This window comes from Hydrogenophaga crocea (assembly GCF_011388215.1).
Classification (GTDB): Bacteria; Pseudomonadota; Gammaproteobacteria; order Burkholderiales; family Burkholderiaceae_C; genus Hydrogenophaga; species Hydrogenophaga crocea.
Genome location: NZ_CP049989.1, coordinates 3,560,776 through 3,587,003, shown reverse-complemented (window position 1 = coordinate 3,587,003; position 26,228 = coordinate 3,560,776). Strand labels below are relative to the sequence as shown.

Annotated in this window: 23 protein-coding genes; 15 read left to right on the top strand and 8 right to left on the bottom strand. The window is 69.8% G+C overall.

What is annotated here, in order from left to right; translation table 11 throughout:
- The first annotated feature begins 32 nt into the window (after positions 1–32).
- Positions 33–2,090 (top strand): transketolase, encoded by a 2,058-nt coding sequence (gene tkt, locus G9Q37_RS16960; RefSeq protein ID WP_166229013.1) that lies wholly within the window; start codon positions 33–35, stop codon positions 2,088–2,090.
- A gap of 33 nt (positions 2,091–2,123) precedes the next feature.
- Positions 2,124–3,122, top strand: a complete 999-nt coding sequence (gap, locus tag G9Q37_RS16955; protein ID WP_166229011.1) for a type I glyceraldehyde-3-phosphate dehydrogenase — start codon at positions 2,124–2,126, stop codon at positions 3,120–3,122.
- Positions 3,123–3,179: 57 nt separating this feature from the next.
- Here the strand turns inward: gap and G9Q37_RS16950 are convergent, their stop codons facing one another.
- On the bottom strand, positions 3,180–3,518 hold the full coding sequence (locus G9Q37_RS16950) for an SMR family transporter (RefSeq protein ID WP_166229009.1): 339 nt from the start codon (positions 3,516–3,518) through the stop codon (positions 3,180–3,182).
- Positions 3,519–3,652: 134 nt separating this feature from the next.
- Between G9Q37_RS16950 and G9Q37_RS16945 the strand changes: the two genes are divergently transcribed.
- The 3 genes from G9Q37_RS16945 to G9Q37_RS16935 all read left to right on the top strand — a co-directional run bounded on the left by G9Q37_RS16945 (position 3,653) and on the right by G9Q37_RS16935 (position 7,171).
- Positions 3,653–4,267 (top strand): TetR/AcrR family transcriptional regulator, encoded by a 615-nt coding sequence (locus G9Q37_RS16945; protein WP_240936421.1) that lies wholly within the window; start codon positions 3,653–3,655, stop codon positions 4,265–4,267.
- Positions 4,264–5,154, top strand: a complete 891-nt coding sequence (locus G9Q37_RS16940; RefSeq protein ID WP_166229005.1) for an alpha/beta hydrolase family protein — start codon at positions 4,264–4,266, stop codon at positions 5,152–5,154. The genes G9Q37_RS16945 and G9Q37_RS16940 overlap by 4 nt, the downstream gene beginning before the upstream one ends.
- Before the next feature lie 97 nt (positions 5,155–5,251).
- On the top strand, positions 5,252–7,171 hold the full coding sequence (locus G9Q37_RS16935; protein WP_166229004.1) for a S8 family peptidase: 1,920 nt from the start codon (positions 5,252–5,254) through the stop codon (positions 7,169–7,171).
- Positions 7,172–7,183: 12 nt separating this feature from the next.
- Here G9Q37_RS16935 and G9Q37_RS16930 read toward each other — a convergent pair whose 3' ends face one another.
- The 3 genes from G9Q37_RS16930 to G9Q37_RS16920 are packed head-to-tail and all read right to left on the bottom strand — an operon-like array spanning position 7,184 to position 9,266.
- Positions 7,184–7,948 carry an SPOR domain-containing protein gene (locus G9Q37_RS16930; RefSeq protein WP_166229002.1) on the bottom strand — a complete coding sequence of 255 codons (765 nt, stop codon included), beginning with the start codon at positions 7,946–7,948 and terminating at the stop codon, positions 7,184–7,186.
- The gene (locus G9Q37_RS16925; protein ID WP_166229000.1) at positions 7,942–8,772 is read right to left on the bottom strand and encodes a biotin--[acetyl-CoA-carboxylase] ligase; all 831 of its coding nucleotides are present in this window, start codon (positions 8,770–8,772) and stop codon (positions 7,942–7,944) included. Before G9Q37_RS16925 ends, G9Q37_RS16930 begins: the two co-directional genes overlap by 7 nt.
- Before the next feature lie 2 nt (positions 8,773–8,774).
- Positions 8,775–9,266 carry an SET domain-containing protein gene (locus tag G9Q37_RS16920; protein WP_240936420.1) on the bottom strand — a complete coding sequence of 164 codons (492 nt, stop codon included), beginning with the start codon at positions 9,264–9,266 and terminating at the stop codon, positions 8,775–8,777.
- Positions 9,267–9,422: 156 nt separating this feature from the next.
- On the opposite strand from G9Q37_RS16920, the gene G9Q37_RS16915 reads away from it, so the two are divergent.
- Positions 9,423–12,380 (top strand): DNA topoisomerase III, encoded by a 2,958-nt coding sequence (locus tag G9Q37_RS16915; protein ID WP_166228996.1) that lies wholly within the window; start codon positions 9,423–9,425, stop codon positions 12,378–12,380.
- Between the two features lie 33 nt (positions 12,381–12,413).
- Positions 12,414–13,058, top strand: coding sequence for a glutathione S-transferase family protein (locus G9Q37_RS16910; protein WP_166228994.1), 645 nt, complete (start codon positions 12,414–12,416; stop codon positions 13,056–13,058).
- Positions 13,059–13,159: 101 nt separating this feature from the next.
- Here the strand turns inward: G9Q37_RS16910 and G9Q37_RS16905 are convergent, their stop codons facing one another.
- From G9Q37_RS16905 to G9Q37_RS16895, 3 genes are all read right to left on the bottom strand, one after another.
- Positions 13,160–14,524, bottom strand: coding sequence for a sensor histidine kinase (locus tag G9Q37_RS16905; RefSeq protein ID WP_166231427.1), 1,365 nt, complete (start codon positions 14,522–14,524; stop codon positions 13,160–13,162).
- A 152-nt stretch (positions 14,525–14,676) separates the two neighbouring features.
- The gene (locus G9Q37_RS16900; RefSeq protein ID WP_166228992.1) at positions 14,677–15,345 is read right to left on the bottom strand and encodes a response regulator; all 669 of its coding nucleotides are present in this window, start codon (positions 15,343–15,345) and stop codon (positions 14,677–14,679) included.
- A 74-nt stretch (positions 15,346–15,419) separates the two neighbouring features.
- On the bottom strand, positions 15,420–15,893 hold the full coding sequence (locus G9Q37_RS16895) for a MarR family winged helix-turn-helix transcriptional regulator (protein ID WP_166228990.1): 474 nt from the start codon (positions 15,891–15,893) through the stop codon (positions 15,420–15,422).
- A 153-nt stretch (positions 15,894–16,046) separates the two neighbouring features.
- Here G9Q37_RS16895 and recA point away from each other — a divergent pair, with 153 nt between their 5' ends.
- A complete protein-coding gene (gene recA, locus G9Q37_RS16890; protein ID WP_166228988.1) occupies positions 16,047–17,168 on the top strand; it encodes a recombinase RecA in 1,122 nt (373 codons plus the stop codon).
- 5 nt (positions 17,169–17,173) lie between these two features.
- Positions 17,174–17,635: a recombination regulator RecX gene (gene recX / locus G9Q37_RS16885; protein WP_166228986.1), complete on the top strand. Its 462-nt coding sequence runs from the start codon at positions 17,174–17,176 to the stop codon at positions 17,633–17,635.
- Here the strand turns inward: recX and argC are convergent.
- Positions 17,632–18,558, bottom strand: coding sequence for an N-acetyl-gamma-glutamyl-phosphate reductase (argC, locus tag G9Q37_RS16880; RefSeq protein WP_166228983.1), 927 nt, complete (start codon positions 18,556–18,558; stop codon positions 17,632–17,634). The genes recX and argC overlap by 4 nt on opposite strands.
- 174 nt (positions 18,559–18,732) lie before the next feature.
- On the opposite strand from argC, the gene sucC reads away from it, so the two are divergent.
- The 6 genes from sucC (at position 18,733) to G9Q37_RS16850 (ending at position 26,059) form a co-directional block, all read left to right on the top strand.
- The gene (sucC, locus tag G9Q37_RS16875; RefSeq protein WP_166228980.1) at positions 18,733–19,896 is read left to right on the top strand and encodes an ADP-forming succinate--CoA ligase subunit beta; all 1,164 of its coding nucleotides are present in this window, start codon (positions 18,733–18,735) and stop codon (positions 19,894–19,896) included.
- Positions 19,897–19,912: 16 nt separating this feature from the next.
- A complete protein-coding gene (sucD, locus tag G9Q37_RS16870; protein ID WP_166228977.1) occupies positions 19,913–20,806 on the top strand; it encodes a succinate--CoA ligase subunit alpha in 894 nt (297 codons plus the stop codon).
- 230 nt (positions 20,807–21,036) lie between these two features.
- Positions 21,037–23,658 (top strand): CHASE2 domain-containing serine/threonine-protein kinase, encoded by a 2,622-nt coding sequence (locus tag G9Q37_RS16865; protein WP_205710668.1) that lies wholly within the window; start codon positions 21,037–21,039, stop codon positions 23,656–23,658.
- A gap of 10 nt (positions 23,659–23,668) precedes the next feature.
- Positions 23,669–24,454, top strand: a complete 786-nt coding sequence (locus G9Q37_RS16860) for a Stp1/IreP family PP2C-type Ser/Thr phosphatase (protein ID WP_166228973.1) — start codon at positions 23,669–23,671, stop codon at positions 24,452–24,454.
- A 56-nt stretch (positions 24,455–24,510) separates the two neighbouring features.
- The gene (locus G9Q37_RS16855) at positions 24,511–25,149 is read left to right on the top strand and encodes an FHA domain-containing protein (protein WP_166228971.1); all 639 of its coding nucleotides are present in this window, start codon (positions 24,511–24,513) and stop codon (positions 25,147–25,149) included.
- Positions 25,150–25,267: 118 nt separating this feature from the next.
- On the top strand, positions 25,268–26,059 hold the full coding sequence (locus G9Q37_RS16850; RefSeq protein ID WP_166231425.1) for a 3',5'-cyclic-nucleotide phosphodiesterase: 792 nt from the start codon (positions 25,268–25,270) through the stop codon (positions 26,057–26,059).
- Positions 26,060–26,228: the final 169 nt, after the last annotated feature.

Sequence of the window (26,228 nt, the reverse complement as noted above, 5' to 3'; positions counted from 1 at the left end):
GCGCCGCGCCCGCGTCCCCACCCGAGGTCTCCATGAGCGACTCTGCCGTCGTCACCGCTTCCCCCCTGGTTCTGGCCAACGCCATCCGCGCCCTCGCGATGGACGCCGTTCAGGCCGCCAACTCCGGCCACCCGGGTGCGCCCATGGGCATGGCCGACATGGCCGTCGCGCTGTGGGGCCGCCACCTCAAGCACAACCCGGTGAACCCGCACTGGGCCGACCGCGACCGCTTCGTGCTGTCCAACGGTCACGGCTCGATGCTGATCTACGCGCTGCTGCACCTCACGGGCTATGCGCTGCCGATCGAGGAGCTCAAGAACTTCCGCCAGCTGCACAGCAAGACCGCGGGCCACCCCGAGGTCGGGATCACCCCCGGCGTGGAAACCACCACCGGTCCGCTGGGCCAGGGCATCACCAACGCGGTGGGCATGGCGCTGGCCGAGAAGCTGCTGGCCGCCGAATTCAACCGCCCCGGCCACACCGTGGTCGATCACCACACCTACGTGTTCCTGGGTGACGGCTGCCTCATGGAAGGCATCAGCCACGAAGCCGTGGCCCTGGCCGGCGCCTGGAAGCTCAACAAGCTCGTGGCGCTGTACGACGACAACGGCATCTCGATCGATGGCAAGGTCACGCCCTGGTTCATCGACAACACCGCGCTGCGCTTCGCGGCCTGCGGCTGGAACGTCATCGGCCCCATCGACGGCCACGACGTGGACGCGGTGGACCGCGCCATCGCCGACGCCAAGCGCCACGCCGACGCGCCCAGCCTGGTGATCTGCAAGACCCACATCGGCAAGGGCAGCCCGAACCGCGCCAACACCGCCAAGGCGCACGGCGAGCCGCTGGGCCCCGACGAGATCAAGCTCACGCGCGAAGCGCTGGGCTGGTCGCACGAGCCCTTCGTGATCCCCGACGAGGTGTACGCCGGCTGGGACGCCAAGGCCGCCGGCCTGAGCGCCGAGGCCGACTGGAACACGCGCTTCGATGCCTACCGCGCCGCGCACCCCGAACTCGCCGCCGAGTTCCTGCGCCGCATGAAGGGCGAGCTGCCCAAGAACTTCGCCCAGGTGGCGGTGGACGCGGCGGTGCAGGCCCACACCAAGGCCGAGACCGTGGCCAGCCGCAAGGCCAGCCAGCTCGCGCTCGAACTCTTCACCGCCGCGCTGCCCGAGCTGCTGGGCGGCAGCGCCGACCTCACCGGCTCCAACCTCACCAACACCAAGGCCACGCCCGCGCTGCGCGTGGACCTCGCGGGCGAGGTGGTGCGCGACGAGCAGGGCCGCCTGGGCCGCCACATCAACTACGGCGTGCGCGAGTTCGGCATGGCCGCCATCATGAACGGCGTGGCGCTGCACGGCGGCTACATCCCCTACGGCGGCACCTTCCTGACCTTCAGCGACTACTCGCGCAATGCCATCCGCATGGCCGCGCTGATGAAGCAGCGCGTGATCCACGTGTTCACGCACGACTCCATCGGCCTGGGCGAAGACGGCCCCACGCACCAGTCGATCGAGCACGCCGCGAGCCTGCGCCTGATCCCCAACCTCGACGTCTGGCGCCCTGCCGACACCGCCGAGACCGCGGTGGCCTGGGCCGTGGCGCTGGAGAACCGCGACAAGCCCACCGCGCTGCTGCTGTCGCGCCAGAACCTGCCCTACGCACCCAAGAAAGACCTGAGCGACATCGCCAAGGGCGCCTACGTGCTGGCCGAGCCCGCCGAGGTGGGCCTGAAGAAGAAGGCCCAGGCGGTGATCATCGCCACCGGCTCCGAGGTGCAGCTCGCGCTCAAGGCGCAGGAACTGCTCGCCAAGGCGCACGGCATTGCGGTGCGCGTGGTCTCCATGCCCGGCACCAACCGCTTCGACCGCCAGAGCGCGGCCTACAAGAAGGCCGTGCTGCCCGCCGGCCTGCCGCGCGTGGCGGTGGAAATGGGCGTGAGCGATTTCTGGTGGAAGTACGGCGTGTCCGCCGTCGTGGGCATCGACACCTACGGCGAGTCGGCCCCGGCGCCGGTGCTGTTCAAGCACTTCGGCTTCACCCCCGAGAACGTGGCGGACACGGTGCGCGCCGTGCTCGCGCAGCAGTGATTCCCTTTCGATTCAAACCCTGGAGATGACAGCATGACGATCAAGGTCGGTATCAACGGTTTCGGGCGCATCGGGCGCATGGTCTTCCGCGCCGCGGTGGCCAACTTCAAGGACATCCAGGTCGTGGCGATCAACGACCTGCTCGAGCCCGACTACCTCGCCTACATGCTCAAGTACGACAGCGTGCACGGCCGCTTCGACGGCGACGTGAAGGTCGAGGGCAACCACCTGATCGTCAACGGCAACAAGATCCGCCTGACCGCGGTGAAGGACCCCGCCGAGCTCAAGTGGGGCGAGGTCGGCGCCGACGTGGTGATCGAGGCCACGGGCATCTTCCTGGACAAGGCCGGCGCCGAGAAGCACCTGGCCGCGGGCGCCAAGAAGGTCATCATGTCCGCGCCCAGCAAGGACGACACGCCCATGTTCGTCTACGGCGTCAACCACGACACCTACGCCGGCCAGGCCATCATCAGCAACGCCAGCTGCACCACCAACTGCCTGGCCCCGGTGGCCAAGGTGCTCAACGACAAGTGGGGCATCAAGCGCGGCCTCATGACCACGGTGCACGCCGCCACCGCCACGCAAAAGACCGTGGACGGCCCGAGCAACAAGGACTGGCGCGGCGGCCGCGGCATCCTCGAGAACATCATCCCCAGCAGCACCGGCGCGGCCAAGGCGGTGGGCGTGGTGATTCCCCAGCTCAACAAGAAGCTCACGGGCATGAGCTTCCGCGTGCCCACCAGCGACGTGTCGGTGGTCGACCTGACCGTGGAGCTCAACAACCCCGCGACCTACGCCGAGATCTGCGCCGAGATGAAGGCCCAGAGCGAAGGCGCGCTCAAGGGCGTGCTGGGCTACACCGAGGACAAGGTGGTGGCGACCGACTTCCGCGGCGACGCCCGCACCTCGATCTTCGACGCCGACGCCGGCATCGCGCTCGACGGCACCTTCATCAAGGTGGTGAGCTGGTACGACAACGAGTGGGGCTACTCCAACAAATGCCTGGAAATGGCGCGCGTGGTGGCGAAGTAAGCCGCATCACCGGTCCGCACGGAAGGCGCCTTCGGGCGCCTTTTTCGTGGGCGCGCCTCAGTGGCCGGCGGTTTTCGAGAACAGGTTGATCACCAGCACGCCCGCGATGATCAGACCCATGCCCAGCAGCGCGGCCGCGTCCAGCGTCTGCCGGTACACCAGCCAGCCCAGCAGCGACACCAGCACGATGCCCACGCCCGACCAGATCGCGTACGCCACGCCCACGGGCAAGGTGCGCAGCGTGAGCGCCAAGCAATAGAAGGCGATCGCGTAGCCGATCACCACGCCGATGCTGGGCAGCAGGCGGGTGAAGCCGTCGGAGGCCTTGAGGGCGGTGGTGGCGGCCACCTCGGCAACGATGGCGATGCCCAGGTAGAGGTAGGTGGTGGCGGACATGGGCAGGTGTTGGGGTGGCGGGCAAGGCGTGTGCCCCCGGGCCGCCGATTCTCCGCCGTCCCGCGTCGCGGGCACGACAGCGCACCCCGGGCCGCGGCTTGACGCTAGACCGATCGGTCTAGAGAATGCCGCGCATGCCCGCTCCCCCGCCCTTCGAGCCCGCGCGCGAGCGCCTGATCGCCGCCATGACCGACGCCCTGCGCCGGCGCGGCCTGCACGGCATCGGCCTGACCGAGCTGTTGCAGGCCGCGCAAGCGCCCAAGGGCGTGCTGTACCACCACTTCCCGGGCGGCAAGACCGCCCTCGCGGTGGCCGCGATCGACACCGTGGTCGAGCGCATGAGCGACGGCCTCGACCGGCTGCTCCAGGCCACGCCCGACCCGCTCGACGCCCTGCGTCTGTGGATGTCGCGCGCCACCGGCCGGCTCAGCGAGAGCGGCTTCGAGGTCGGCTGCCCGCTGGCCACCGTGGCGCTCGAATCCACCCCGGCCGACCAGGCCCTGCGCGACGCGCTCGCCCGGGCTTTCGCGCGCATCCGCGAGCGCATCGCCCAGGGCCTGCGCGGCGCGGGCATGCCGGCGCCCCGTGCAGAAGGCATCGCGGCCCTGGTGGTCGCGGCCTACGAGGGCGGCCTGCTGCAGGCGCGCGTGGCGCACAGCACCGAACCGCTCGACCGCATCGCCGACACCCTGCTGGCCCTGCTGGCCGCGCCCGAGTCCCCCGCCCCTCCGAAGGAGCCCCTGCCATGACCGCCTCCGCCGCCGACGCCATTCGCGCCGAACCCCTCACCCTGCACGCCGCCGACGGCTACCCGCTGGCCGCGCTGCGCTACCGCAGCCCCACGCCGCCGCGCGCCCACCTGGTGGTGGGCGGCGCCACGGCCGTGCCGCAGGGCTTCTACAAGCGCTTCGCCCAGCACGTGGCGGCCCAGGGCGTGGACGTGCTCACGCTCGACTACCGCGGCATCGGCCGCTCGGCGCCCAAGACGCTCAAGGGCTTTCGCATGAACTACCTCGACTGGGGCCGGCTCGACCTGGCCGCGGGCGTGGCGGCCATGCGCGCGCCGGGCGTGCCGCTGTGGCTGGTGGGCCATTCGTATGGCGGCCATGCGCTGGGCCTGCTGCCCCACCCCGAGCAGGTGGACGCCGCCTACACCTTCGCCACCGGCGCAGGCTGGCACGGCTGGATGCCGCCGCTCGAGCGCCTGCGCGTGCAGTTCATGTGGAACGTGCTCGGCCCGGTGATGACGCGCGTGGCCGGTTACCTGCCCTGGAGCCGGCTCGGCATGGGCGAAGACCTGCCGATCGACGTGTACCGCCAGTGGCGCCACTGGTGCCGCTTCCCGCGCTACTTCTTCGACGACCCGCAGATGCGCGAGGTGACCTCGCGCTTCGACGCCGTGCGCTTTCCCATCGTCGCGGTGAACGCGATCGACGACGCCTGGGCCCCGCCGGCCTCGCGCGACGCCTTCATGGCCGGCTACCGCAACGCCCCGGTGCGCGCCGTCACGCTCGATTCGCGGCGCAGCGGTCTCGGGCCGATCGGGCACATGGGCTACTTCCGGCCGCGCGCCCAGCCGCTGTGGAACGAGGCCCTGGCCTGGTTCGACACCCTGCCCGTCCGGTCGCCGGCCTGATGCGCGCGTCGGACGGCGTTCCGTCCGCGGGCAAATCCCACGCGTTGGTGCTGTTGCGGGGATCGCCGTTAAGGGGTGCGTGCTAAAACCCCCCCCCATGTATCGAGCCCTGCTGCGGCTGTGCCTGCTGGCCTTCAGCCTGATCGTCGCCCTTCCCCTTTTTGCGGCCGCGCCCGACGCGCCCGCCTTTGGCGTGATCGTGGGCTACCGCGACGCGGTGAACCCGCTGTCGCGCGAGGAAACCGACCGCGGTCCCTGGGCCGACGGGCGCGCCCGCGCCCAGGCCGCCTGGATGCGCGCCGCGCTGCGCTCGCGCGAACTCACGGCGCGCGTCGCGCGCGAGGCCGGGGTCCGCGGCGAGGCCGCGGGCGAAGCCGGCCGCGCCGCACTGCTGCGCTTCCAGCGGCCGCTCCAGGGCCGTGCGCTCGAAGACGCCATGCGCCGCCTGCGCCTGCACCCCGACGTGGCCTGGGTCGAGCCCAATGTGCTGGTGCAGCGGCAGGCCGTTCCCAACGACGCTCTCTATGCCAGCCAGTGGCACCTCAAGGGTCCGGGCGCCTTCGGTGAGCCCGCGGGCCTGAACATGGAGAACGCCTGGGACCTGAGCGTGGGCTCGCCCAGCACCGTGGTGGCCGTGGTCGACAGCGGCATCCGCCCGCACCCCGACCTCGCGGGCCGGGTCCTGCCGGGATACGACTTCGTGAGCGAACTGCTGGTCGCCAACGACGGCGACGGCCGCGATGCCGACCCGAGCGACCCCGGCGACTGGGTCTCGCCCAGCGATGTGGCGAACCAGCCGCTGTTCGCGTCCTGTTTTATCGACGACAGCTCCTGGCACGGCACCTTCATTGCTGGCCAGATCGCGGCGGAAACCGACAACGGCCAGGGCGTGGCCGGCCTGAACTGGCGCGCGCAGATCGTGCCGGTGCGGGTCTCGGGCAAGTGCGGCGCGCTGGTGTCCGATCTGATCGACGGCGTGCGCTGGGCCGCGGGCCTGCCCGTGGCGGGCGCGCCGGTCAACCTCAACCCCGCGCGGGTCATCAACCTGAGCTTCGGCGGCAGCGCCGCCTGCAGCCCGGCCTACCAGAGCATGGTCGACGACGTGAACGCCGCGGGCGCCCTGCTCGTGGTCGCCGCGGGCAACCGCGCGCGCAGCCTCACGCGTCCGGCGGATTGCGATGGCGTGATGGCCGTGGCCTCGGTGCGCCGCGACGGCGCCAAGACCGACTACTCGAGCTTCGGCCCCAACGTGGCCCTCTCGGCGCCCGGCGGCTCGTGCGATGCGCCCACCTGCGATCGGCGCTACATGTACACCGGCCTCAACGGCGGTGACCGGCTGCTGCTCAGCACCTCCAACAGCGGGACCACCACCCCGGCGGCCGACAACTACGGCTACGAAGAGGGCACCAGCTTCGCGGCGCCGCAGGCGGCGGGGGTGGCCAGCCTCATGCTCGCGCTCAACCCCTCGCTCACCCCCCGTGCGCTCATCGAACGCATGCAGGCCGGTGCGCGCCCGCACCTCAGCCCCGTGGGCACCACCTGCGCCGGCACCAGCGCCGGCGTGTGCAACTGCACCACCACCACCTGCGGGGCGGGCCTGCTCGACGCGCAGGTGTCGCTGCAGCTGGCCACGCGCCCCGCGGCGGTCATCCGTCCCGTGGGAACGGTCGTGCCGGGCGCCAGCATCACGCTGGACGGCCGCGGCAGCGTGGCGCTGCCCGGCTCCAACCTGGTGGCCTACCGCTGGACGCAGGACAGCGGCCCCACGGTGGCGATTCCGGCCGACACCGCGTCGCTCACCAGCCTGACGCTGCCTGCCGTGGAGGGCCGCTGGGTGTTCCGCCTCACCGTGACCGACAACAACGGCGTGAGCGGCAGCGACGCCATCATCGTGCGCGGCGTCTCGCCGCCCGCGCCCGCACCCACCGGCGGTGGCGGCGGCCCCGTGGGCTGGATGACCGGGCTGGTGCTGCTCGCCACCGGTCTGGGCCTGCGCCGCGCGCGCAGGCGCGCCTGAACCGATCGCGCCTCAACCGCAGCGCTGCAGCGGGCGGCCGGCGGTGGCCGGGCCGAGGCCGTCGATGCGCTGGCGCAGCGCGTCGGTGATGGCCGGCAGCCGCAGGGTGTAGCTCAGGCTCTCGGCGCGTTCCTGCACCACGCGCGCGGTCCGCACGCCGCGGCGTTCGGCCTGCTGAAGCGCCTCCTGCGCCGCCGATGCGCTCGAAAAAGTGCCGAGCGCGATGCCGGGCGCCAGGCCCGGCGTATTCACGTCGCGCGTGTCCAGGCCCATGCCGCGCAGTTCGGCCTTCTTGCGCGCCGCCTGCTCCGCGTTGTCGTAGCGGCCCATGTAGACGATCCAGCGGCCCGCGCTGCGCACCTCGCCGAGCTGCCAGGCGTTGTCGGCCAGGCCCAGCAGGCGCAGCTCGGCGCGCAGCAGCTCGGCCTGCTCGGTGCTGAAACCCGCGGCCTGCCAGCACGCGGTGGTGGCGGTCGCGGCGGGCTCGGGCGCCGGCGCCGCTGCCGGGGCAGGCACGGCGGCGGGCACAGCCGCCGCAACGGCCGGTGCAGCGGCGACCGGCGCTGGCGGGTTCTGGCCCGTGGCGGGCGTCAGGGGATCGGCGCCGCGCGCGCCGTTGAGCAGCCGCAGGCGCTGCGGCTCGACCTGGCGCTCGAGCCGCTGGGGCTCGCGCTGATCGTGCGCGGGCACCCAGCCCAGCGGGGCGAGGTGGCCGTGCACACCCGCGTAATACACCGCGTTGGCCGCGAGCAGGGCGACCACCAGCCACCTCAGCATGGGCGCACGCTCACTTCGGCGCTGTCCACGCGCCGCAGCCGCCCGTCCACGCGCACCATCAGGGCGCCGTCGTCGGCCACGCCGGCGGCCTGGCCGCGGGTGCCGTCGCTGAGCGTGACGGCGCGCTCGCGCAGCGCGTCGCGCGCCGCGAAGCGCGACACGAAGGGGGCGAAGCCCTCGGCTTCGAAGTGCTTCACGTCGGCCACCAGCGCTGGCACCAGGCGCGCCAGCCACTCGGGCGCGGTCACGCCCATTTCCACCTCGGCCAGGCCCGCCGGGGGCATGGGCGGCAGTGCCCCGCCCGGCACCTGCTGCACCGCGGCCTCGGCAGGCCGGGCCACGTTCAGGCCCACGCCGATGACCACCGCGCGCGCGGCGTCGGGCCCGTCGGCCAGGCCCGCGGTTTCCACCAGGATGCCGCCGAGCTTGCGCTCCATCAGCCAGAGGTCGTTCGGCCACTTCAGGCGCACATCGGCATGCAGCCGTTCGGCCAGGCTCACGCCCACCACCAGCGACAGGCCCGACCAGCTGCGCGGGCGCAGTGTGAAGCCGAGCGAGAAGGTGAGCGAGTGGCCCGGCTGGCTGTGCCAGCCGCGGCCCAGGCGGCCCCGGCCCGCGGTCTGCTGCTCGGCCACCAGCAGCACGGGGTCGAGCGGCGCGGCGCGCGCGCGCCGCATGAGTTCGGAGTTGGTCGAGTCGATCTCGGGCACGACCTCGACCGTGAAGCCCGGCAGCGTGGGGGCGACCGCGAGCCAGATGGTTTCGGCGCTGGCGGCCAGCGTGGCCGCGGCCGCCACCCCCTCGGGCCTGCCGCCGGACTGCATGTTCAGCCCAGCTTGGTGGCGCGCCCGCCCTTGGCCGGCGCCAGCAGCGTGCCGCGGCACTTCTTGGCGCCGCACCAGCACGGGTACTGGGCCTTGAGTTTGGGCGTCAGGGGTTCGTCGATGACCAGGCCGTAGTCGTAGAACAGCTCTTCGCCGGCCTGGATGTCGCGCTTGCTGCGGATGAACACGCGGCCGTCTTCCACGTCGGCCTCGCAGTTGGGCTTGCAACTGTGGTTGATCCAGCGCGACGAGTTGCCCCCGTACTTGGCATCGATGACGTGGTCTTCGTCGATGTGGAAGTAGAAGGTGTGGTTGGGGTCGTTCGGGTCGTGCGGGTGGCGATCGAGCGCCTCGGCCCAGGTGATGATCTCGCCCGTGTACTCGATGAGCGTTTCGCCCGCGGGGATGTCCACCAGCGCGTAGACGCCCTTGCCGTGCACGCCGGAGCGGCGGGTCTGGATGCGGCGTGCGTCGCCGGCCTTGGGGGCTTTCACGGCTTTGGCGGGGCGCGTGGACGTCGTCCGGGCGGTTTTCGTCACGTCGGATTTCTTTGGTAAGGTTGTTTTGTGCGGGTGCGCGCGTGGGTGCGCGCACGACAAGCGCGCGCACGTGTGCACAGGCGCGCCCCCGCGTGGGAGCGGATTGTAGAGATGAAAACCGACGGTTCTTCCAAAACACTGGTCATTGCCGAGAAGCCTTCCGTGGCGCAGGACATCGTGCGCGCGCTCACGCCCGTGGCGGGCAAGTTCGACAAGCACGAAGACCACTTCGAGAACGAGCGCTACGTGGTCACGTCCGCCGTGGGCCACCTGGTGGAGATCGCGGCGCCCGAGCAGTTCGACGTCAAGCGCGGCAAATGGAGCTTCGCGCACCTGCCGGTGCTGCCGCCGTACTTCGAGCTCAAGCCCATCGACAAGGCCAAGTCGCGCCTGAACGCGGTGGTGAAGCTGGCCAAGCGCAAGGACGTGGGCCAGCTCATCAACGCCTGCGACGCGGGCCGCGAGGGCGAGCTGATCTTCCGGCTGATCGAGCAGTACGCGGGCGGCCTCAAGAACGGCCAGTACCAGGGCCTGGGCAAGCCGGTGCAGCGGCTGTGGCTGCAGTCCATGACGCCGGCCGCGATCCGTGAAGGCTTCGAGCGCCTGCGCAGCGACGCGCAGATGCGCGGCCTGGCCGACGCGGCGCGCAGCCGCTCCGAGGCCGACTGGCTCGTGGGCATCAACGGCACGCGAGCCATGACCGCGTTCAACTCGCGCGACGGCGGTTTCTTCCTCACCACCGTGGGCCGCGTGCAGACGCCCACGCTGTCCATCGTGGTCGAGCGCGAAGAGAAGATCCGCGCCCACCGCCCGCGCGACTACTGGGAGATCCACGCGAGCTTCCTCGCCGAGGCCGGCGAGTACCCGGGCAAGTGGTTCGACCCCAATTTCAAGAAACCCACGGGCGAAGACGCCGACGCCGACCTGCGCGCCGACCGCGTGTGGGATCTGAAGCAGGCGCAGGCCATCGTCGAGGCCGTGCGCGGCAAGGCGGCCAGCGTCACCGAAGAAAGCAAGCCCACCACCCAGGCCAGCGGACTGCTCTACGACCTGACCAGCCTGCAGCGCGAGGCCAACGGCCGCTTCGGCTTCTCGGCCAAGACCACGCTGCAGCTCGCGCAAAGCCTGTACGAACGCCACAAGGCGCTCACCTACCCGCGAACCGATTCGCGCGCGCTGCCCGAGGACTACCTGGGCACCGTGAAGCAGACCTTCGAGATGCTCGCCGACAGCGGCATGAAGCACCTCGCGCCGCATGCGCTCACCGCGCTCAACAACGGCTACATCAAGCCCACCAAGCGCGTCTTCGACAACAGCAAGGTCTCGGACCACTTCGCCATCATCCCCACGCTGCAGGCGCCCAGCGGCCTGAGCGAGGCCGAGCAGAAGCTCTACGACCTGGTGGTGCGCCGCTTCCTCGCGGTGTTCTTCCCGAGCGCCGAGTTCATGGTCACCACGCGCATCAGCACCGTGCTCAACCACCACTTCAAGACCGAAGGCAAGGTGCTGGTGAAGCCGGGCTGGATGGCTGTGTACGGCAAGGAGGCCGCCGAAGAGGTCGAGGGCGCGCAGCCGGGCGACAAGGGCCAGAACCTGGTGCCGGTGCGCGAGGGCGAAACCGTGCGCACCGAGTCGGTCGAGCACAAAGGCCTGAAGACCCGCCCGCCCGCGCGCTACAGCGAAGCCACGCTGCTCGCGGCCATGGAAGGCGCGGGCAAGCTGGTGGAAGACGACGAGCTGCGCGAGGCCATGAGCGAGAAGGGCCTGGGCACGCCGGCCACACGCGCGGCCATCATCGAAGGCCTGCTGGCCGAGAAGTACATGCTGCGCGAAGGCCGCGAGCTCATTCCCACGGCCAAGGCCTTCCAGCTCATGACGCTGCTGCGCGGCCTCGAGGTGGAGGAACTCTCCAAGCCCGAGCTCACCGGTGAGTGGGAATACAAGCTCTCGCAGATGGAGCACGGCAAGCTCTCGCGCGATGCCTTCATGGCCGAGATCGCGGCCATGACCGAGCGCCTCGTGAAGAAGGCCAAGGAATACGACCGCGACACCGTGCCCGGCGACTACGCCACGCTGTCTTCGCCCTGCCCCAACTGCGGCGGCGTGGTGAAAGAGAACTACCGCCGCTTTGCCTGCACCGGTGTCGACGGCAACAGCGAAGGCTGCGGCTTCTCGTTCACCAAATCGCCCGGCGGCCGCACCTTCGAAACCGCAGAGGCCGAGGTCTTCCTGCGCGACAAGCACATCGGCCCGCTCGAGGGCTTCCGCTCCAAGGCCGGCTGGCCCTTCGTGGCCGAGCTGGTGCTCAAGCACAGCGAAGAAGACCGCAACTGGAAGCTCGAATTCGACTTCGGCGACGACCGCAAAGACGAAGAGACCGGCGAGCTCGTGGACTTCACGGGCAGCGAGAGCCTGGGCGCCTGCCCCAAGTGCGGCGGCGCGGTGCACGAGCACGGCGCCAACTACGTGTGCGAGCGCTCGGTGCCCACGGCGCAGCAGCCGACGCCGAGTTGCGATTTCAAGAGCGGCAAGATCATCCTGCAGCAGCCGGTGGCGCGCGAGCAGATGGCCAAGCTGCTCGCCACCGGCAAGACCGACCTGCTCGACAAGTTCGTGTCCATGCGCACGCGCCGCGCGTTCAAGGCCTTCCTGGCCTGGGATGCCGCCGCCGGCAAGGTGAACTTCGAGTTCGAGCCGCGCGACAGCAAATACCCGCCGCGCAAGACCGCGGCGCGGCCCGCGGCCAAGGCGGCGCCCGCGAAGAAGGCAGCGGCGGCCAAGAAGGCCCCGGCCGCCAAGAAAGCGCCGGCCGAGAAGAAGGCCCCGCGCAAGACCACCGCCGCCACCGGCAAGCAGCCCAGCGCGGCGCTGGCCGCGGTGATCGGCGAGGGCGTGGTGTCGCGCCCCGAGGTGGTCAAGAAGCTGTGGGACTACATCAAGGCCAACGGCCTGCAGGACGCCAAGGACAAGCGCCGCATCAACGCCGATGCCAAGCTGCGCCCCGTGTTCGGCAAGGACTCGGTGACCATGTTCGAGATCGCAGGCCTGGTGGGCGACCACCTGAGCTGATTACCCTTCCAGAACCCTCAAGGAGACTGTTCGATGAGCCTCAAGCTGTACTACGCCTCGGGCGCCTGTTCCTTCGTGCCGCACGCGGCCCTGGAACTCGCGGGCGCCGCGTTCGAACCCGCCCCGATCAAGCTGCACCGCGGTGAGCAGCGCTCGCCCGAGTACCTGGCGATCAACCCGCGCGGCCAGGTGCCCGTGCTGGTCGATGGCGACGAGGTGATCACGCAGATCACCGCCATCGCGCTGCACCTGGACGCGAAGTTTCCCCAGGCCCACCTGCTGCCCGCCAGCGGCGTGGCGCGCACGCGCGCGCTGCAGGTGCTGGCGTGGATGAACAACACCCTGCACCCGACCTTCACGCACGTGTTCATGCCCAACAAGTTCACCAGCGACGAAGCGGCGCAAAAGGCCGTGAAGGCGCACGCTGTGGAGAGCTACCGCGGCTTGCTGCAGGAGATCGAAGCCCTGGCCGCCAAGGCCTCGCCCTGGCTCGGCGGCGAGCACCCGGGCGTGCTCGATGCCTATGCGCTCACGCTGCTGCGCTGGGGCGGTTTCGCGGGCATCGATCCGCAGACCCTGCCGCAGACCTGGGCCCTGGTGCAGCGCTTTGCGGCGCTGCCCGCGGTGGCCAAGGTGATCGAGCGCGAGCGCCTCGAGCTCAACGTCTACAAGCCTTGAGCCCCCACGCTCCCCGCTGCGCGGGTCGCTGCCCCCCGAGGGGGCGCGGCCTCGCCTTGGGGCGGCCCGGCGGCGGGGCCTGAGCCCCCACGCGCTGCGCCTCACTCGGGGCGCGTGAATCGCACCGAGATCCGCAGCCCGGGCCGTGAGCGCTCGGGGTGCGCGTCTTCCATCAACAGGCTCGCGCCATGCTGCTGCGCGATCTCCTGCACGATGGCCAGCCCTAGGCCCGAGCCGTCGACGTTGGTGCCGAGCGCGCGGTAGAACGGCTGCAGCACCAGTGCGCGTTCGTTCACCGGAATGCCTGGCCCGTTGTCTTCCACCTGAACCAGCTGCACGCCGCTGAAGCGGTCGACCAGCACGCGCGCCGTCACCACGCCGCCCTGGCCGCTGTAGGCGATCGCGTTGTCGAGCAGGTTGCGCACCATCTCCTGCAGCAGCGTGGGATTGCCGGTGATCAGCATCTCGGGCGGGACCTCGCTCACGCCTTCGAGACCGATGTCCACGCCGTGCTCCAGCGCGCGCGGCACCGAGTCCTGCACCACGCCCGCGAGCAAGCGCGCGAGGTCGACCTGGGCGTTGGGCAGCGCGCGGCCCGTGGTCTCGGCGCGCGCGAGCGCGAGCAGCTGGCTCACCGTGTGGTTGGCGCGCACGGTCGAGCGTGCGATCTGCTGCAGCGAGGCGCGCAGGCCCGCGGGGTCGGCCTCGCGCTGCGCGAGCTCGGCCTGCATGCGCAGGCCCGCGAGCGGCGTCTTGAGCTGGTGGGCCGCGTCGGCCAGGAAGCGCCGCTGCGTGTTGAGCGAGGTCTTCAGGCGCGCGAGCAGGTCGTTGATCGAGGACACCAGCGGCGCCACCTCCTGCGGCACGTCCATCTCCTCGATCGGGCTCAGGTCGTCGGGTCGGCGGGCACGGATGCGCTGCTCCAGATCGGACAGCGGCCGGATGCCACGCACCAGCGCCATCCACACCAGCAGCACCGCGAGCGGCAGGATCACGAACTGCGGGACCATCACGCCCTTGATGATCTCGTTGGCCAGCGTCGAGCGCCGGCCCGTGGTTTCGGCCACCTGCAGCAGCACCGGGCGTGCCGGGTCGGGCCGCGCGAGCCAGGTGTAGGCCACGCGCACCGCGTCGCCGCGCATCACGTCGTCGCGCTGGCGCACGCGGCCGACCTCCGGGGTTTCGTCGGTGGGCGGGCGGGGCAGGTCGGCCTCGCCGCTGAGCACCGTGCCCCGCGCATCGACCACCTGGTAGAACACGAAATCGCTGTCGTCGGCGCGCAGCAGCTCGCGCGCCTGGCGGTTGAGCTCGAAGCGCGGCCGGCCCTCGTGCACGTTCACGAGCTGCGACAAGGCCTGCAGGTTGAACTCGAGCGCGCGGTCGAAGGGCTTGTTGGCGATGCCCTGCGCCACGATCCAGGTGAGCGCGAGCGACAGCGGCCACAACAACAGCAGCGGCGTGAGCATCCAGTCGAGGATCTCGCCGAACAGACTGCGCTGCTCGCGCTGGAACAGCCCGAAGCCGCCCGGCCCGCCGCCGCGGCGTTCGGCGGGTGGTGCGGCCTCGGCCGGCGCCACGGAGCCGCTCTCGCCGCTGCGTGGCTGCGCCGCCGGAAGGGTCACACCTTCTCCAGGCAGTAGCCCAGGCCGCGCACGGTGGCAATGCGCACCGGGCCCTTTTCGATCTTCTTGCGCAGGCGGTGGATGTAGACCTCGATGGCGTTGTTGCTCACCTCTTCGCCCCACTCGCACAGGCGCTCGACGAGCTGGTCCTTGCTCACCAGGCGGCCCGCGCGCTGCAACAGCACCTCGAGCAGGCCGAGTTCGCGCGCCGAGAGCTCGACCATCTTGCCGTCGATGGTGGCCACGCGGCCGGCCTGGTCGTATTCGAGCGGGCCGTGGCGGATGACGTTGGTGCTGCCGCCCATGCCGCGGCGCGTGAGGGCGCGCACCCGGGCCTCGAGCTCCTGCAGCGAGAAGGGCTTGGCCATGTAGTCGTCGGCGCCGAGGTCCAGGCCCTTGACGCGCTCTTCCACGCCGTCGGCGGCCGTGAGGATGAGCACCGGCATCGCCGAGCCGCGCGATCGCAGCCGTTTGAGCACTTCCAGGCCGTGCAGCTTGGGCAGGCCCAGGTCCAGGATCAGCAGGTCGAACTCGTTGTTCGTGAGCAGGGCCGCGTCGGCTTCGGTGCCGCTGGCCACGTGGTCCACGGCGGCGCCGGCCGATCGCAGGCTGCGCAGCAGGCCGTCGGCCAGGACCTGGTCATCTTCGGCGATCAGGATGCGCATGGCAGGTCTCCTCGAAGTGTGGGTTCATTGTAGGTTTGCCCCCTTCGACCAGGCTGACAGAACGGGCCGCCTGCTCAGGTCTGTGCATACGCCTCCAGACCGAGCACGACGACGGTGGCCACCTCGGGGCCCACCTGGGCCGCGAACTCGGCCTCGGCCTGCGCCACGGCGCGCCGGAAGGCGTCGAGCCAGAGCAGGCCGTCGGGCGTGAACGCGATGCGCCGGGCCCGCGCGTCGCGCGGGTCGGGCTCGCGCCGCACCAGGCCCCAGGCCTCGCACTGCGCCACGAGATCGCCCATGGCCTGCTTGCTCATGCCCGCGTTGTGCGCGAGCTCGGTCAGCCGCGAGCCGCGCAGCGAGAGGTGGCGCGTGATGTGCACGTGCGCCGCGCCCACCTGCTGGCGCGCGGCGAGGTTGGACAGCGCCAGCGGGACCTCGGGGTCGTGGGCCATCAGGTGCAGCACACGCGCGTCGAATCGGCGCAGCGATTCGCCCAGCCAGCGGCCCAGGTGGCCACCGCGCCAGCGGTCGTCGGGGGTGGTGTCCATGGCGCCAGATCGTAAGGCAAACTGACCAAAAATCGGCTTGTGGCGTGGCAATGCGCCGCTACACTCCTGGGCATGCATCCAGTGCTGGATGCCGAAACAGGTCGAAAGACCTGTCGTGAAGTCAACACCCACTCACCGCTCAGGAGCCACCCCATGGACGCACCCGTCAAAAACGCCGCCCTCAACAGCGAAAAGGCCAAGGCCCTGCAGGCCGCGCTTGCCCAGATCGAAAAGCAGTTCGGCAAGGGCACGATCATGAAGCTCGGCGAAGGCGAGCAGATCGAGGACATCCAGGTGGTGTCCACCGGTTCGCTAGGCCTGGACATCGCGCTGGGCGTCGGCGGCCTGCCGCGAGGCCGGGTGATCGAGATCTACGGCCCGGAATCGTCGGGCAAGACCACGCTCACGCTGCAGGTCATCGCCGAGATGCAGCGCCTCAACGGCACCTGCGCCTTCGTCGACGCCGAACACGCGCTCGACGTGCAGTACGCGCAGAAGCTCGGCGTGAACCTGCCCGAGCTGCTCATCAGCCAGCCCGACACCGGTGAACAGGCGCTCGAAATCGTCGATTCGCTGGTGCGCTCGGGCGCGGTCGATCTGGTGGTGGTCGACTCGGTGGCGGCGCTCACGCCCAAGGCCGAGATCGAAGGCGAAATGGGCGACCAGCTGCCCGGCCTGCAGGCGCGCCTGATGAGCCAGGCGCTGCGCAAGCTCACCGCCACCATCAAGAAGACCAACTGCACGGTGATCTTCATCAACCAGATCCGCATGAAGATCGGTGTGATGTTCGGCAGCCCCGAGACCACCACCGGCGGCAACGCGCTCAAGTTCTACGCCTCGGTGCGCCTGGACATCCGCCGCACCGGCACCATCAAGAAGGGCGACGACGCGATCGGCAACGAAACCAAGGTCAAGGTGGTCAAGAACAAGGTCTCGCCCCCGTTCAAGACGGCCGAGTTCGACATCCTGTTCGGCGAAGGCATCAGCCGCGAGGGCGAGATCCTCGACCTCGGCGTGCTGCACCGCGTGGTCGAGAAGTCGGGCGCCTGGTACGCCTACAACGGCGAGAAGATCGGCCAGGGCCGCGACAACGCGCGCGAGTTCCTCAAGGAGAACATCGAACTGCGCTTCGAGATCGAGAACAAGGTGCGCGAAGCCCTGGGTGTGCCGCTGCTGCCCTCGGACTTCGCCGACGGCGAAGAGGCCGCGGCCGCGCCCGCCAAGGGTCGCAAGACCAAGGCCAAGGCCGACGCCGAAGACGCCACGGACGCCTGAGCGCCGTGGGCTTCGAGAAGCCCTCCCTCAAGGGCCGCGCGCTGCGCCTGCTGGCGCAGCGCGAACATTCGCGCGCCGAGCTGCAGCGCAAGCTCGCGCCGCACGAGGAAAACCCCGGTGAACTGAAGCAGGCGCTCGACGAGCTCCAGGCCAAGGGTTTCATCGACGAGCAGCGCGTGATCGAGTCGGTGGTGTACCGCCGCGCGGCCCGCCTGGGCGCCTCGCGCGTGCGCCAGGAACTGCAGGCCAAGGGCTTGCCGGCCGAGGCGGTCGCGCAGGCGGTGGAGGCCTTGCGCGGCAGCGAGACCGAGCGCGCGCGCTCGGTGTGGCGCAAGAAGTTCGGACGGGCCCCGGCCGACGCCGCCGAACGCGCGAAACAGATGCGTTTCCTGGCCGCGCGCGGTTTCGGGGGCGAGGCCATCCGGCGCGTGGTGGCCGGGGCCGACGACGAGGCCGACGGGCTTTAAAGCCCCAGCATCAGCTTGAGGTTCTGCACCGCGGCGCCGCTGGCGCCCTTGCCCAGGTTGTCCAGGCGCGCGATCAGCACCGCGTGGCGGTGCGCCTCGTTGGCGAACACGCGCAGCTCGATCAGGTTGGTGTCGTTGAGCGCGGTGGCGTCGAGCTTGCCGTCCTCGGTGGGCGGCAGCACCTTCACGAAACCGCCCGCGGCCGCGCTCGCGGCGTAGTGCTTCACGAGCGCGTCGTGCAGGTCGGCGGCCTTGGGCTGGCCGGGCAGGCTGTCGAGGTGCAGCGGCAGCTGCACCAGCATGCCCTGGCGGAAATTGCCCACGGCGGGAATGAAAATGGGCCGGCGCTTGAGGCCCGTGAGCGCCATGATCTCGGGCAGGTGCTTGTGTGACAGGCCCAGCGCGTAGGCCTCGAACAGCGGCGCGGTGCCAGCCTCGTAGGCCTCGATCATCGAGCGGCCGCCGCCCGAGTAGCCGCTCACCGAGGGCAGCGCGAGCGGGAAGTCGGCGGGGATCAGGCCGGCGTCGACCAGGGGGCGCAGCAGCGCGATGGCACCGGTGGCGTAACAGCCCGGGTTGGCCACCCGGTCGGCCTGTTTCACGGCCTGGGCCTGCGTGGCCGTGAGTTCGGGGAAACCGTAGACCCAGCCCGCGGCGATGCGGTGCGCGGTGGAGGCGTCGATGATGCGCGGCTTGCGGCCGGGCAGGGCGTCGACCATGGCGACCGATTCGCGCGCGGCATCGTCGTGCATGCACAGCACCACGAGATCGGCCTGCGCCATGAGCTCGCGTTTGGCTTCGGGATCCTTGCGGCGCTCTGGGGCGATGCTGAGCAGTTGCACGCCGGGCTCCTGCAGCAGCCGCTCGCGGATCTGAAGGCCGGTGGTGCCGGCTTCGCCGTCGATGAAGATCTGGTGGGCCATGCGCGGTCCTCGGGGCTCGTGGTGCGGGGGCGCCAGGGGCGTGCGCCGCCGCGTTTCAAATTGGTGCGTTGCACCATGATACAGTCCCCGGTTGCTCGTTCCCAGAGCACGCACGTCTCCCGGCGACCGACCGCAGCCGCGCCGGACACACGACCCATCCCTGAGAGAGACCTCATGAAGATTCACGAATACCAAGGCAAGGAAATCCTGCGCCAGTTTGGTGTGCCCGTGCCGCGCGGCATTCCCGCGTTCACGGTGCAAGAAGCGGTGGAAGCCGCGCAGAAGCTGGGCGGACCCGTGTGGGTCGTCAAGGCGCAGATCCATGCCGGTGGCCGTGGCAAGGGCGGTGGCGTGAAGGTTGCCAAGAGCATCGATCAGGTCAAGGAACTCGCCGGCCAGATCCTGGGCATGCAGCTCAAGACGCACCAGACCGGTCCCGAGGGCCAGAAGGTCCGCCGCCTCTACATCGAAGACGGCGCCGACATCCAGAAGGAGTACTACCTGTCCGTCGTGACCGACCGCGGCACGCAGAAGGTGGCCTTCATCGCCTCGAGCGAAGGCGGCATGGACATCGAAGAAGTGGCGCACGCCACGCCCGAGAAGATCATCAAGGTGTTCGTCGATCCGCTCACCGGCCTGACCGACGCGCAGGCCAAGGAACTCGCCAAAGGCATCAACCTGCCGGCCGATTCCGAAGCCCAGTTCACCGACGTGTGCAAGAAGCTCTACAAGTGCTACATGGACACCGACGCTTCGCTGGTCGAGATCAACCCGCTCAACCGCGACAGCAAGGGCAACATCATCGCCCTGGACGCCAAGTTCAACTTCGACTCGAACGCGCTGTTCCGCCATCCCGAGATCGTGGCCCTGCGCGACCTCGATGAAGAAGACCCGGCCGAGATCGAGGCCTCCAAGTTCGACCTCGCCTACATCAGCCTCGACGGCAACATCGGCTGCCTGGTGAACGGTGCCGGCCTGGCCATGGCCACCATGGACACCATCAAGCTGTTCGGCGCCGAGCCCGCCAACTTCCTCGACGTGGGCGGCGGTGCCACCCCCGAGAAGGTCACCGAAGCGTTCAAGATCATGCTCAAGAACGACAAGGTCAAGGCCATCCTGGTCAACATCTTCGGCGGCATCATGAAGTGCGACACCATCGCCACCGGCGTGATCACCGCCTGCCGCGCCGTGAACCTGAGCGTGCCGCTCGTGGTGCGCATGAAGGGCACCAACGAGGAACTGGGCAAGAAGATGCTGGCCGAATCGGGCCTGCCCATCATCAGCGCCGACTCCATGGCCGAAGCGGCCCAGAAGGTCGTCGCCGCCGTCAAAGCCTGAGCCCCGGAGAAACCACATGTCGATCTACATCAACAAGGACACCAAGGTCATCACCCAGGGCATCACGGGCAAGACCGGTCAGTTCCACACCGAAAAGTGCCAGGAATACGCCAACGGCAAGCACTGCTTCGCCGCCGGCGTGAACCCCAAGAAGGCCGGTGAGTCGATCTTCAACATCCCGATCTACGCGTCGGTGAAGGAAGCCGCCCAGCAGACCGGCGCCACCGTGTCGGTGATCTATGTGCCGCCCGCGGGCGCTGCCGCCGCGATCTGGGAAGCCGTCGAGGCCGACCTCGACCTGGCGATCTGCATCACCGAAGGCATTCCCGTGCGCGACATGCTCGAGGTGCGCAACAAGATGAAGGCCAAGGAAGCCGCCGGCGGCAAGAAGACCCTGCTGCTCGGCCCCAACTGCCCCGGCCTGATCACGCCCGACGAGATCAAGATCGGCATCATGCCCGGCCACATCCACCGCAAGGGCCGCATCGGCGTGGTGTCGCGCTCGGGCACGCTGACCTATGAAGCCGTGGCGCAACTGACCGAAATCGGCCTGGGCCAGTCCAGCGCCGTGGGCATCGGCGGCGACCCCATCAACGGCCTCAAGCACATCGACGTGATGAAGGCCTTCAACGACGATCCCGACACCGACGCCGTCATCATGATCGGCGAGATCGGCGGCCCCGACGAGGCCGAGGCCGCGATGTGGTGCAAGGCGAACATGAAGAAGCCCGTGGTCGGCTTCATCGCCGGCGTCACCGCGCCTCCCGGCAAGCGCATGGGCCATGCCGGCGCGCTGATCTCGGGCGGCGCCGACACCGCCGATGCCAAGCTCGCCATCATGGAGGAGTGCGGCTTCAAGGTCACGCGCAACCCGTCCGAGATGGGCAAGCTGCTCAAGTCGCTGCTCTGAGCCTCGGGCTCGGGTGTGAAAAAGGCAACGCATGCGTTGCCTTTTTTTATGGCCGATTGCGCCCGTCGCGTCCGCCGTGACGCCCGTCACCCGCGGTGCTTGCGGGCCGCGCGGATGTTGAAACAAAATGCAACTCCGGCTGGGCAACCGCCGTTGTCCTCAATCGCGCTCCCGCGAAGCCGATGACCAAGGGTCGGCCCGCGCCGTCTTGCGAGCCCTGGAAAGCCCCTGTGACCCCTGACGTCCCCTCCCTTCCCGCGCGGCGCCGATCGCGTTGGCGCTTCCTTGCCGACGCGCTGACCGCCGCCGGCGTCTTCGTGGTGGTGGGATTGCTGCACGCGGGCACCGACATCGTGGCCTCGCTCGAGCGGCACTTCTACGACCACGCCAGCACGGCCTCGGAACGCCAGCCGGGCGACCGCATCGCCATCGTCGCGATCGACGATGCGAGCGTCAGCGCGATCGGCCGCTGGCCCTGGGATCGCGAGGTGCACGCCCAACTGATCGACCGCCTGCGAGCGGCCGGCGCGCGCACCATCGCGCACACCGCCTTCTTCTTCGAGCCCGAGTCCGACCATGCGCTGCACCCGCTGCGCGAACTCCGCAGCCGCCTCGAAGGGGGCGATCTGGCCACGATCGGCCTCAGCCCCGACACCCGCGACCGGCTGATCGATGCCCTGCAGGAACTGCAGGCCAAGCACGATGGCGATGCCCAGCTCACCAACAGCGTCATGGCCTCGCGGCGGGTGGTGCTGCCCTCGGTGTTCGAGCTCGGTGAAGCCCGCGGGCGGCCGGATGCGCCGCTGCCGGCCTTTGCGCGCCGGCTCGCGGTGCCCGACGAAGCGGGCTTCGGCCTGCCGGCCCAGCGCTCGCTGCAGCCCTTGGCCGAACTGGGTGAGGCGGCCGCGGCCGTGGGCCACCTCAACCAGTGGCTCGATCCCGACGGCTCGGTGCGCCGCGAACCCCTGCTGGTGCGCTTTGATGGCTGGGCCGTGCCCTCGCTCTCGCTGGCCATTGCCGCCCACAGCCTGAACCTCGGCCCCGGCGACATCGAACTGCTGCCGGGCGCCGGCCTGCGGCTCGGTCCGGCCTTCGTGCCCACGGACGCGGCGGCGCGGCTGCTGCCGCAGTTCTACCGCGCGCACAACGGCCAGAGCGCGTTTGCGACCGTGTCCTTTCACGACGTGCTGGCCGGCCGGGTTTCGCCCGACACCTTCCGCGACCGCATCGTGGTCATCGGGGCCACCGCCGCCGGCGTGGGCACGCTGTTCACCACGCCGGTGTCGCCCGCGATGTCGCCCGCCGATCTGGTGGCAAACAACACCGCGAGCCTGCTCAACGGGCATTTCATCGTGCAGCCGGCCTGGGCTGGCCTGGCGGTGGTGGGCATGGCCCTGCTGATCGGCCTGTATCTGGCGTTCGGGCTCGGTCGGCTGTCGGCGGCCTGGGGCGCGGGGGTCACCGGCGTGGTGCTGCTCGCCATGCTGAGCACCGAATACCTGCTGCTCTCGCGTGCCGCCCTCTGGGTGCCGCTGGTGCTGCCCGCGGTGCTGCTGCTCGCGGGGCACCTCGCACTCACGACGCGGCGCTTCCTCATCACCGAGGCGCGCAAGCGCGCGTCGGATCAGGAGTCGGCCGAGACCAACCGCATGATGGGCCTGGCGCTGCAGGGCCAGGGGCAGCTCGACATGGCGTTCGACCGCTACCGCCGCGTCCCGTACAGCATGGCCCTGATGGACAACCTCAAGCACCTGGCGCTCGACTTCGAGCGCAAGCGGCAGTTCAACAAGGCCGAGGCGGTCTACGAGCACATGATGCAGCTCGATCGCACCGACCCCGCTCTGCAGACCCAGCGCCTGCGCGCCCAGTCGATGGCAAAGACCGTGGTGCTCGGGGGCGGCGCGGCCGCCCACCCGGGCGGCACCCTGGTGCTCGGCCAGGCCGGGGTGGAGCAGCCCATGCTGGGCCGCTACCGGGTGGAAAAGGAACTGGGCAAGGGCGCCATGGGCGTGGTCTACCAGGGCCGCGATCCGAAGATCGGCCGCACGGTCGCCATCAAGACCCTGGCGCTGGCCGCCGAGTTCGAGGGCGACGAGCTCGAGGAAGTGCGCCAGCGCTTCTTCCGCGAGGCCGAAACCGCCGGCCGCCTGCAGCATCCGGGCATCGTCACCATCTTCGACGCCGGCGAGGAACACGACCTGGCCTACATCGCGATGGAATTCCTGCCGGGCCACGACCTGCAGGCACACACCCGCCCGGGCAGCCTGCTGACGCTGGCGCAGGTGCTGAGCGTGGGTGAGCAGGTGGCGCTGGCGCTGGACCATGCGCACCGCCAGAACGTGGTGCACCGGGACATCAAGCCCGCCAACGTCATGTTCGACCCTGGCTCCGGCCAGGTGAAAGTGACCGATTTCGGCATCGCCCGCATCACCGACAGCAGCCGCACCAAGACCGGGGTGGTGCTGGGCACGCCCAGTTTCATGGCGCCCGAGCAGCTCGCCGGCCAGCGTGTGGACGGCCGGGCCGATCTGTACGCGCTCGGCGCGATGCTGTTCCAGATGCTCACGGGCGCGCTGCCGCTCAAGGGCGAATCGCTCTCGGCCCTGATGTACCAGATCGCCAACGTGGCGCCGCCCGACGTGCGCACGCTGCGCCCGGATGTCCCCGACGACCTGGCCGATCTGTTGCGGGCGCTGCTGGCCAAACGCGCCGAAGACCGGCCCGCCAGCGGCGCCGAGGTGGCCGCGGTTCTGCAGCGGCTCGGCCGAAGCGTGACCGATGTCGCCTTCGAGGCCACGCAAGTGCTTCAATCGTCCGCGGACGCGCGAACCAACCCCTCCATCCCGGTTTAAATCCACTCCCATGAATTTCGAGCTGCATGCCCTGACCGATCCGGGTCTGGTCAGGGACAACAACGAGGACTCGGTGTCGCTGGACACCGACAACGGCATCGCCGTGCTGGCCGACGGCATGGGTGGCTACAACGCGGGCGAGGTGGCCAGCGCGATGGCCACCACCTTCATCAAGACGGAGCTGGGACGCTGGCTGGCCGAAGGCGGCCACGAGTCGAGCTCGCGCGAGCTCAAGCGGGCGATGGAGATCTGCATCGACAACGCCAACCGATCGATCTTCAACGCGGCCAACGCCAACCCGCAGTACGCGGGCATGGGCACCACCCTGGTGATGGGGGTGTTCCTGGACGGGCGCGTGATGATCGGTCACGTGGGCGATTCGCGCTGCTACCGGCTGCGCCGGGGCGAGTTCGTGCAGATGACGCGCGACCACTCGCTGCTGCAGGAGCAGATCGACGCCGGACTGATCTCGCTCGAGCAGGCCCAGTACGCCACGCACCGCAACCTCGTGACGCGGGCGCTGGGCGTGGAAGACGCGGTGTTGCTGGAAGTCAACGAGTACCGCGTCGAGGACGGCGACCTCTACCTGTTCTGCTCCGACGGCCTCAACGACATGCTCAGCGACGAGCGCATCGCAGCGCTGCTCGTCACCGCCGGCACGCTCGAGGAAAAGGCCATGGCCCTGGTGGAAGCCGCCAACGCGGCCGGCGGCCGTGACAATATTTCGGTGATACTGGCATTTGCTCGCGCCAAAGCCACGCGGCGTGGCTTGTTATCGCGAATGCTCGGTCAATAATCCCGTTCCGCCCAGCACCCGTATCCGCGCACAAGGAACCCCAAGAGGAGTCGGCCATGCCGAAAATGATCGTTTCCATCGATGGCGTCGTCATCAAGGAAGTCCAGCTCACCAAGGACCGCACCACGCTGGGCCGCCGTCCTTATAACGATGTCGTGATCGACAACCTGGCCGTCAGCGGTGAGCACGCCGTCTTGCAGATGTCGGGCTCCGACGTGTTCCTGGAAGACCTCAACAGCACCAACGGCACCTACGTCAACGGCAAGGCGATCAAGAAGCAGCAGCTGCAGGGTGGCGATTCGATCGAGATCGGCAAGTACAAGATCAAGTTCGTGCACGAAGGCGGCGGTGCCGCCGGCGGCAGCGATCCCTACGAAAAGACCATGGTCATCAACGCCGGCGCAGTCGTCGGCGCGGCCGACGCGGCGCCGCTGGCGCCCGCGGCCATCAAGGTCATCAGCGGCTCGGCCGCCGGCCGCGAGGTCGCCCTGACCAAGGTCGTGACCACCATCGGCAAACCCGGCGTGGCCGTGGCCGCCATCACGCGCCGCCCGCACGGTTACGTGGTCGCCATGGTCGAGGGCACGGTCAAGCCCACCATCAACGGGGCGCCGCTGGGCACCGACGGCAAGGACCTGCGCCACGGCGACGTGCTCGAGCTCGCCGGCACCCAGATGCAGTTCGTTCAGGACTGATTCTTCGCGGCCCGCCGGTAACGGCCCGATACGGCGGGCCGGCGCGCGAAATATGTCACAGCCCGGGGCGCGGCCCCCGGGTACCCTGCGGCCTGTGTCCATGCCGCCTTCCCATCACCTGCGCGTCCGTGTTCTCGGCTGCTCTGGCGCCATCGCCCAGGGCTGCCGCACCACCGCCTTCCTGCTCGACGACAACGCCCTGATCGACGCCGGCACCGGCGTGGGCGACCTCAGCCTGGAAGAGATGCTGTGCATCGACCATGTGCTGCTCACACACGCCCACCTCGATCACGTCGCGGCCCTGCCGCTCATGATCGACGCGGTGGCCTCGGGCCGGCTCGCCGCCGGGGTGCCGCCGCTGCAGGTGCACGCCCTGCCGGGCACCATCGAGGCCCTGCGCGCCCACCTGTTCAACGACACGATCTGGCCCGATTTCACCGCGATACCCAGCGCGGGTTCGCCGCTGATGCGCTTCGTGCCCTTCGAGATCGGCGACGTTCTGGCGATCGGCCACCGGCGCATCGAGGTGCTGCCCGCGGTGCACACCGTGCCCGCCGTCGGCTTCGCGGTGGCCGCGGGCGAGGCGGCCCCGCACTGGGTCTTCAGCGGCGACACCGGGCGCAATCCGGCCTTCTGGGCCCGCGTGAACCAGCTCGACGTGGCCCACCTCGTGATCGAAACGGCTTTCAGCGACCGGGAGACCGACCTTGCGCTGCGCAGCCTGCACCTGGCGCCCTCGCTGCTGGCCGGGGAGTTGGCGCAGCTCGCGCCCAGCCGGCGCCCCCTGATCCACATCACGCACACCAAGCCCGCGGAAACGGCGCTGATCATCGAAGAGCTCCACCGCATGGACACCCAGCCGCGCCGCGACATCCGCTGGCTGAGCGCCGGGCAGGTCTTTCAGCTGTGACAAATTTTGTCTTTTGAGCGGGGGGCGACGTTTTTTGTCGCTCGACGCGGGACCGAAAGGCCACATTTCGTCGCAGTTCGACCGGCTGTCCCGGCAAACCGCGCATTCATCCTCCCGCTCAGGTTGGCACGCCGCCTGCACTACGCATCGCGTACCAACCCAACCCCTG